Source organism: Psychrobacter sp. FME6 (assembly GCF_014861365.1).
Classification (GTDB): domain Bacteria; phylum Pseudomonadota; class Gammaproteobacteria; order Pseudomonadales; family Moraxellaceae; genus Psychrobacter.
On sequence record NZ_RRYW01000108.1, the window covers coordinates 1 to 8,336 of the forward strand.

Below are 8,336 nucleotides of genomic sequence, written 5' to 3' on the forward strand. Positions count from 1 at the left end.
ATCGTTCACCTAGGCTTAGATGTGTATAGTTCATGGTTGCAATCTCACTTTGGTCGGTGGATAAAGACTTTGATGCTAGCGCATCTAGGTCTTTTTTTCACCTCGCATTTGGTATTGCACTTCATGTGTTAATCTAAGGTATATAAAACACCCAGCATATAAAAAAAGCCCCTATCTATTATAGACAGAGACTTTTTATTAGGGGCTGTATAGAATTCAGCTAAGGAACAGGAGTGAAAGTACTACGCCTTGTAGACTAAACGAGTTTGACACAGCTAATCGTACTTTTTGGGTTTGGTATAACTATATTTTGCCATGACATTGCTTGTACTTAAGACCTGAACCACAAGGGCAAGGTGCGTTACGACTGATGTTCATACCCGCGTATGGGTTTGGCTCATTGGCATTGTTGCCAGCATTAGCACTAGCACTAGCACCGCCTGCCATAGCACCTGCTGCCGCCGCACTACCCGCTACATTGCGATTTTGCGCTTGTTCTGCTGCACTACTATCCATATTATCAACGTCATTGTGCTCAAACTGCATTTGCATCTGCGCCGCATTCTCACGCTGCTGCTCTTCCAATGCCTCCAGCTCTTCTTTGGTCGGGATATGCACACGTGATAAATCCTGTACCGTCTCAGATTTAATTGCCCCTAGCATCATTTGGAATAGCTCAAACGACTCACGCTTATATTCTTGCTCAGGGTTTTTTTGGGCATAACCACGCAGATGAATGCCTTTACGCAGCTGATCCATTTGGGTTAAATGCTCTTTCCAATGTTTATCTAGACTCTGCAGCATAAAGTGACGCTCAAGCTGAGCGGCATCTTTTTCGCCCATCTGCTCGCGGCGACCATGATAATGATCGAGCGCGGTTTGGATAATTTTGGCACGCAGCCCTTCTTCATCCAAGCGGCGATCTTCATCGAGCCAGTCGTTAATTGGCATCGATATTTTAAACTCGTCTTCCAGTTCATCCTCAAGACCATCGACATTCCATTGGTCATCGATAGAACCTGGCGGGATAAACTGGCTAATCATGGCATTATAAACTTCATGATGCATCACTTCGATGGCCTCTAACAAATCCATCTCTGCCAATAAATCATCGCGCTGACCGTAGATAACTTTACGTTGCTCATTGGCCACATCATCATATTTCAATAGATTTTTACGCGCATCAAAATCGCGGCTTTCGACTTTACCTTGGGCGTTTTCAATCGATTTAGAAACCATTTTATGCTCGATGGCTTCGTCTTCTTTTAGGCCCATGGCGCGCATCATATTGACCACGCGATCACCGGCGAAAATACGCATCAAGTCATCTTCGAGCGATAAAAAGAAGCGTGACATACCAGGGTCACCCTGACGACCAGCACGACCACGTAGCTGATTATCAATACGGCGTGACTCATGACGCTCAGAACCAATAATATGTAGACCACCAGCGGCAACGACTTGATCATGCTTGACTTGCCATTGGGCTTTTAAGCGTGCCATTTCATCGGGGCTGACTGCATCGATGTCTTCGATAAATGACTGCCAGTTACCACCAAGGATAATATCGGTACCACGACCTGCCATGTTGGTGGCGATGGTGACAGATTTTGGGCTACCTGCCTGGGCAATAATGTCGGCTTCGCGCTCATGCTGCTTGGCGTTTAGGACGTTATGCTTGACGCCGTCTTGATCGAGCAGATAAGACAACTCTTCACTGGCTTCGATCGTCGCCGTACCAACCAGTACTGGTGCGCCTTTGTCCTGTATTTCTTTAATCTCGCGGATGATGCCTTTGTATTTACCTAACTTGGTTAAGAAAATTTGGTCATCCATATCGATACGCGCAATCGGCTCGTGTGTTGGAATAACGATGACGTCTAAGTCATAGGTTGATTTAAATTCTGCTGCTTCGGTATCCGCCGTACCCGTCATACCAGATAGCTTTTCATATAGACGGAAGAAGTTCTGGAAGGTGGTGGTTGCAAGGGTTTGGTTTTCCGCTTGAATCTCGACGTTTTCTTTGGCTTCGACCGCTTGATGCAGGCCTTCTGACCAGCGGCGACCGGGCATGGTACGACCAGTATTTTCATCAACGATGACTACTTCACCTTCATCGACGATATAATGGACGTTTTTGACAAACACATGGTGGGCGCGAATAGCCGCTTGGACGTGCGCCAATAGCGGCAAACGACTTGGACTATATAAGCTTTCACTTTCGCCCAGCTCGCCGACTTCGATTAAAAAGCGCTCAATTTTCTCATAGCCTTTTTCGCTAATCTCGATTTGACGGTTCTTTTCATCGATCCAAAAATCTTCTTCTTCGTTATTCTTATTGGCTTCTTCGTCTTTTGAGCGAATAAGTACGGGAATGATGGTATTAATCAAGGCGTACATACGTGACGAATCTTCGGCTTGACCTGAGATAATCAATGGCGTACGTGCTTCATCAATTAAGATAGAGTCAATCTCATCGATGATACAGAAGTTTAGCGGACGCTGTTTTTTTTCAGCTAAGCTAAACACCATGTTATCGCGTAGGTAATCAAAACCATATTCGTTATTGGTACCGTAAGTGATGTCGGCTTGATAGGCGTCGATTTTTTCTTGTGGCGGCTGCTGCGAATAAATCACCCCAACCGTCATACCCAAAAAACTAAACAATGGACGGTTTAATTCAGCATCACGCGCGGCCAAATAATCGTTGACCGTCACCAAATGCACGCCCTTGCCACTGATACCGTTCAGGTACATGGCCAAGGTGCCCATCAAGGTTTTACCCTCACCGGTTTTCATCTCGGCGATTTTGCCTTCGTGTAGGGTGATACCACCGATGAGCTGGACATCATAGTGGCGCATGCCAGTGACACGTAACGAGGCTTCGCGGCAAACGGCAAACGCTTCTGGCAGTAGCGCATCTAAGCTTTCACCGTTTTGATGTCTTGCTTTAAACTCTTCGGTTTTTTGTTGTAATTGCTCATCAGACAAGGCTTGTACTTCAGCCTCTTGTGCGTTGATTTTGCTGACCACTTTACGCATACGCTTGAGTTCACGGTCATTTTTAGTGCCAACGACACTGCCTATAATTTTTGATAACATAATTTTTTGACCTATGGAAATATTCGATAATTAGTGCGCATTAGCCAACGCGTCGTCCGTTGCTTTTTCATTGTTTGGCTAGTTACTGTCCAATTTAAGACAGTCCAATAAAATATCGCCCAATTAAGTGTGACGTTATTATATATGGTTATGACGGCGATGGATACCAGGGCAGTTAGCAGATATTTGCCGACGTAAAAAGGCAGCTGGACGTGTTAAAATAGTGCTTATATAGTCGATACCAAATAAAATAGATATCTTATATTATGACGCGAGACTGGTATGAATTTTTCTTGCTTGCTGTGCCTACGCCGACAGAGGCGGCGAAAAATTAGCATCAGTAACACTCGTATCAGTTTTAAAGTAAACCAACTATATATATCTGAAACTCGCTATTTAGCCAAATTTATTTAAGAAAGATAAAAACGATATAAGAGATACTGCATGTCTGTCAAACCCTCTGCTCAAACTGATGATACATTAAAAACTACGTCAAAAAACACTTCGAAAATGACATCAAAAAACAATTCAAGAAACAATTCAAAATCTGTGCCAGTGTCATCTGCACCATTGGTCATAGGCGATGCCGTCTATCATTTAGCAGACCATACGCCAATGATGGTGCAATATCTGACCATGAAAGCCAACTATCCACAAGCATTATTGCTATATCGGATGGGTGATTTTTATGAGCTATTCTTTGATGATGCCAAGCGCGCGGCGCAAATATTGGACATTACCCTAACCCGCCGTGGTACGGATAAAGCCGGTAACACCATTGCCATGGCAGGCGTTCCGTTTCATGCAGCCGACAGCTATATGGCGCGGCTAATTGCTGCTGGGCAAACGGTGGTGGTTTGTGAGCAAATTGACGAATCTGCAACTAACAATGCTAGTAACAGCCCAACAAACAAAACATCCAATGCGCCGACGATGGGCGATAAACAAAAGAAAAATAAAAGCAAATCAGCGGCTGGCAGTATCATGCGCCGTGAAGTGGTCAAAACCTTGACCGCTGGAACGATTACCGATGATGCGCTGATTGCGCCCAATCATACCCCGACTGTCGTCGCTATCGATATAGAAACACCTAAATCGAACAGCAAACACCCTTTACAAGCCGCCATCAGTCAAATGGACTTAGCTGCTGGCACGTTGACAACCCAAAGTCTGACAGCGCATAACGATGATATCGAGAGTCTGAGAACTCAAATGCTGACGGTATTGGCGCGCTTTGCCCCGAGTGAATGTATCATTAGCGAAGCACTGGGTGAACAAGCTGGTGAAGAATGGCTGTTGTGGTTACGCCAACATCTCGACTGCCCTATTATCGAAGTGGCGACCAATGACTTTCATCGTGACCATGCCAGCGCGACTTTATGCCAACAGTTTGAAGTACAGCGTCTCGATGGTCTAGGCATTAGCGATGCACCACTGGCTCAATCTAGCTGTGCGGCGCTGATACATTATGCACGGCAAACCCAGCAGCGTCATGTGCCGCAGCTTAACCAGCTCATCGTCGAATATAGCGACGATTATTTGATTATCGATGCCAATAGCCAGCAAAACCTTGAGCTATTTACCCCCGTCAGCAGCAACGGTACGTCCTTAATATCTGTGCTCAATCATTGTCAGACGCCAATGGGGCGACGCTTACTGGTGCAGCAAATGAAGCGCCCGCTGCGTCAGCATGCGCGTATCAATATGCGTTTGGAGGCGATAACCTGTCTTTTAAATCAAGACAATCAAACTGAACAAGCCAACCAAAATTTAGGAAACAGCCCATTAGTTACCAGTTTACGCGAAACCCTAAACGCTATCGGTGATATTGAGCGCATCAGTAGCCGTATCGGGCTGATGAGCGCCAAGCCGCGCGACTTACGCAAACTTGCCGATGGCATTGCCAGTAGTGCACAGCTCACGACTTTACTGACGGATTCAGGTATTAGCCACGACCAGTCTGGCCTGTTGCCCATGCTGATGCAGCAATTGCCCGAACAACTACCTGCGGTACAGTCCGTCGCCGAGTTGATTGAGCGTGCCATTGTTGTAGAGCCACCTGCCCATATCCGCGATGGCGGTATGCTAGCCGCGGGCTTCGATGAAGAATTTGATCGGCTGACCCATCTCCATGACAATATCCAAGCGACATTAGATGAGATGCTAGAGCGTGCTCGTCAAGATAACCAATTACCTAGCCTAAAAGTGGGCTTTAATAAGGTCAGTGGCTTTTATTTTGAGCTGCCTAAGATGCAAGCAAAGAACGCCCCTGCGCACTTTATCAGGCGGCAAACGCTAAAGAGCAGCGAGCGCTTTATCACTGATGAGCTAAAAGAAGTCGAGACCGAATATCTAAGCGCGCAGACATTAGCATTGACTCGTGAAAAGCAGCTGTACAATGAACTATTAACTATCTTAAACAGCCATTTAGCCGAGCTACAACAGCTAAGCGCGGCGATTGCCCAAATAGATGTGCTAAGTAATTGGGCACAGCTTGCGACAGTTTATAACTGGCAGCGTCCAGTCATGAGTCATGGCTTAGAAAATGACGGTTTAACCAATAGCGCAAACAACAATACAAACAACCATATAAACAATAACAGTCAAACCAGTATCGATATTAAACAAGGTCGTCATGTGGTGGTCGAAGCGGCGCTAAATCCAGCTAACATCCAAAACACCATTAATAGCATTAATAGCTTTAATCAGAGCAACAATACTCAGCCTACGAGCCATTTTGTCGCCAATGATTGTCAGCTTGGCAGCAATGACAGTAAAGACGAGCATCCTGAGCGATTATTAATGATTACTGGCCCTAATATGGGCGGTAAATCGACCTATATGCGCCAAACGGCGTTGATTGTCCTACTTGCTCATTGCGGCAGCTTTGTCCCAGCAGCTAGTGCTTATATTGGTGATATCGACCGCATCTTTACCCGTATTGGCTCGGCCGATGACTTAGCAGGTGGTAAATCGACGTTTATGGTTGAAATGATAGAAACCGCCAATATTCTCAATCAAGCGACCAATAAATCACTGGTGTTGATGGATGAAGTCGGACGCGGTACGGCGACCACTGATGGTCTGGCAATCGCCCACGCTTGCGTCAACAGGCTACTAGAGATTGGCTGCCTGACGTTATTTGCCACCCATTATTTTGAGCTAACGCAATTGGCAAATAATAAAGACCAAAGCCACGCCAATATTCGTAATGTCCATGTCGCTGCCAGTGAAATCGATGGTCAGCTTCTACTACTGCATCAAATCAAGGACGGCGCAGCAAGCTCCAGCTTTGGATTACATGTGGCGAAAATGGCGGGTATCCCAACGCAGGTGCTTAATGATGCCAAGCGTTATTTATTAGATAACTTAAAGGTAGACAACTTAAGCATAGATAACTTAAGCATAGATAACTTAAAGGCTGACAACCTTAAAGCGGATAACGACAAAGTTATTATTGATAACCTTGATGACAAAAATGACTTAGCTAAGTCAGTAACAGATAAAAGCTCGCACGCTCCTGCTAACAAGACAACAAAAGCACAGGTTATGAAGGTTGAGAAAAATCAAAGCACGATGGATATTCCACAGCAAAATCAATTGTTTAGCTTGCAAGATGAGCTGGGTGCAATTGATCCCAATAGCCTAACGCCCAAACAGGCGCACGATTTATTGTATCATCTGAAGAAAATCATTAGTCAGTAAAGGGGTTTGTCAAATCGCCCTAAAAGCGTTAAAATACGCCTTATTCCAAACTATTCTATTTAGCCTTAAGCCAATAACAGGTAGACAGCACTATGACCTTCGTCGTTACAGATAACTGCATCCGTTGCAAATACACTGACTGTGTGGAAGTCTGCCCTGTGGACTGCTTTTATGAAGGGCCAAACTTCCTAGTCATCGACCCTGATGAGTGCATCGACTGCGCGCTATGCGAGCCTGAATGTCCCGCCAATGCCATCTTCTCAGAAGATGAAGTACCCAAAGGCCAAGAGCAATTTACCCAACTCAATGAAGAACTGGCGCAAAAATGGCCAAACATTACTGAAATGAAAGGTCAGTTGCCAGAAGCTGAGAAGTGGGATGGTGTGGAAGGTAAGATTCAGTATTTAGAGAAGTAAGCAAAACTTATACTGTTTTAACTGATATTATTTAGTAATTCTCTGATATAGGCTGTGGCTTTTAGCCCAGCCTTTTTGTTTATCTAAATTTTAATCTAATGCATATCTCGTAGGCTGCGGCTTTAGCCCAGCATTTTTAACGCTATAAACTTTAGCTAGTTAATTGGTAGGCTACGGTTTTGATCCATCACTTTGTCAAATTTATATCACTTAGCTGGGCAAAATGCCCAGCCTACCTACATCTATAACCTCGCCTACACACTGAACCCACTATGAGCAACTACATTCGTGATAAAACTAAAGGTGGCTGCTATTTCTTAACCTTTAATTTAGCCAATCGACACTCTCAATTACTCTTGACCCATATTGATAAATTTCGTGACGCCTATGCTAAAACAATTCAACATCATCACTTTGATTTAGACGCAATGGTTGTGCTTCCCGATCATGTGCATATGCTCATTACTTTACCGCCAGACTCTGATGATTACGCTGTCATAGTGGCGAGTATCAAAAGCCAATTCTCTAGACAATTCAATAAAACTGAAATTATCACCTCCTCACGACAAGCAAAAAGAGAGCGAGGTATTTGGCAACGACGATTTTGGGAACATCGTATCCGTGATGAGGCTGATTATCGGCAACATATGGATTATATTCACTATAATCCTGTCAAACATGGCTACGTCGCCAACCCTCAAGATTGGCAATACTCTACATTGCATAAATTGATTAAAAAAGGCGTGTATCCCGATGATTGGGGAACCGATGTGAATAATAAAGGTGTCAACATTCGATATGATAGGTAGCAGGTAGGCTGTAGCTTTAGCCCAGCATTATGATATTGCATAGTTTGGCGCTGGGCAAAATGCCCAGCCTACGCCCGCTTTAGTGTGTATCTCGTAGGCTGCGGCTTTAGCCCAGCGTTTTGCATTTTATAAACGCTCAAAAGTTGACGAATTCAAGATTTTACTTATTTTAAACTTAGATTAACACATGAAGTGCAATACCAAATGCGAGGTGAAAAAAAGACCTAGATGCGCTAGCATCAAAGTCTTTATCCACCGACCAAAGTGAGATTGCAACCATGAACTATACACATCTAAGCCTAGG

At 44.6% G+C, this 8,336-nt stretch carries 4 protein-coding genes; 3 read left to right on the plus strand and 1 reads right to left on the minus strand.

Translation table 11 applies throughout. From position 1 onward, the window contains the following. Positions 1–303: 303 nt before the first annotated feature. Positions 304–3,102 (minus strand): preprotein translocase subunit SecA, encoded by a 2,799-nt coding sequence (secA, locus tag EI162_RS12310; protein WP_192524628.1) that lies wholly within the window; start codon positions 3,100–3,102, stop codon positions 304–306. 444 nt (positions 3,103–3,546) lie between these two features. Between secA and mutS the strand changes: the two genes are divergently transcribed. The 3 genes from mutS (at position 3,547) to EI162_RS12325 (ending at position 8,032) form a co-directional block, all read left to right on the plus strand. Then, positions 3,547–6,807 carry a DNA mismatch repair protein MutS gene (mutS, locus tag EI162_RS12315; protein WP_192524629.1) on the plus strand — a complete coding sequence of 1,087 codons (3,261 nt, stop codon included), beginning with the start codon at positions 3,547–3,549 and terminating at the stop codon, positions 6,805–6,807. Between the two features lie 92 nt (positions 6,808–6,899). Continuing rightward, entirely contained in the window at positions 6,900–7,223 is a 324-nt protein-coding gene (gene fdxA, locus EI162_RS12320; RefSeq protein WP_192524630.1) for a ferredoxin FdxA, read from the plus strand. 272 nt (positions 7,224–7,495) lie between these two features. Beyond that, positions 7,496–8,032 carry an REP-associated tyrosine transposase gene (locus tag EI162_RS12325; protein WP_192524631.1) on the plus strand — a complete coding sequence of 179 codons (537 nt, stop codon included), beginning with the start codon at positions 7,496–7,498 and terminating at the stop codon, positions 8,030–8,032. The last annotated feature ends 304 nt before the right edge of the window (positions 8,033–8,336 follow it).

Coding starts and splice junctions, on each gene's coding strand:
- secA (WP_192524628.1), bottom strand. CDS start 3,102: ATGTTATCAAAAATTATAGGCAGTGTCGTTGGCACTAAAAATGACCGT.
- mutS (WP_192524629.1), top strand. CDS start 3,547: ATGTCTGTCAAACCCTCTGCTCAAACTGATGATACATTAAAAACTACG.
- fdxA (WP_192524630.1), top strand. CDS start 6,900: ATGACCTTCGTCGTTACAGATAACTGCATCCGTTGCAAATACACTGAC.
- EI162_RS12325 (WP_192524631.1), top strand. CDS start 7,496: ATGAGCAACTACATTCGTGATAAAACTAAAGGTGGCTGCTATTTCTTA.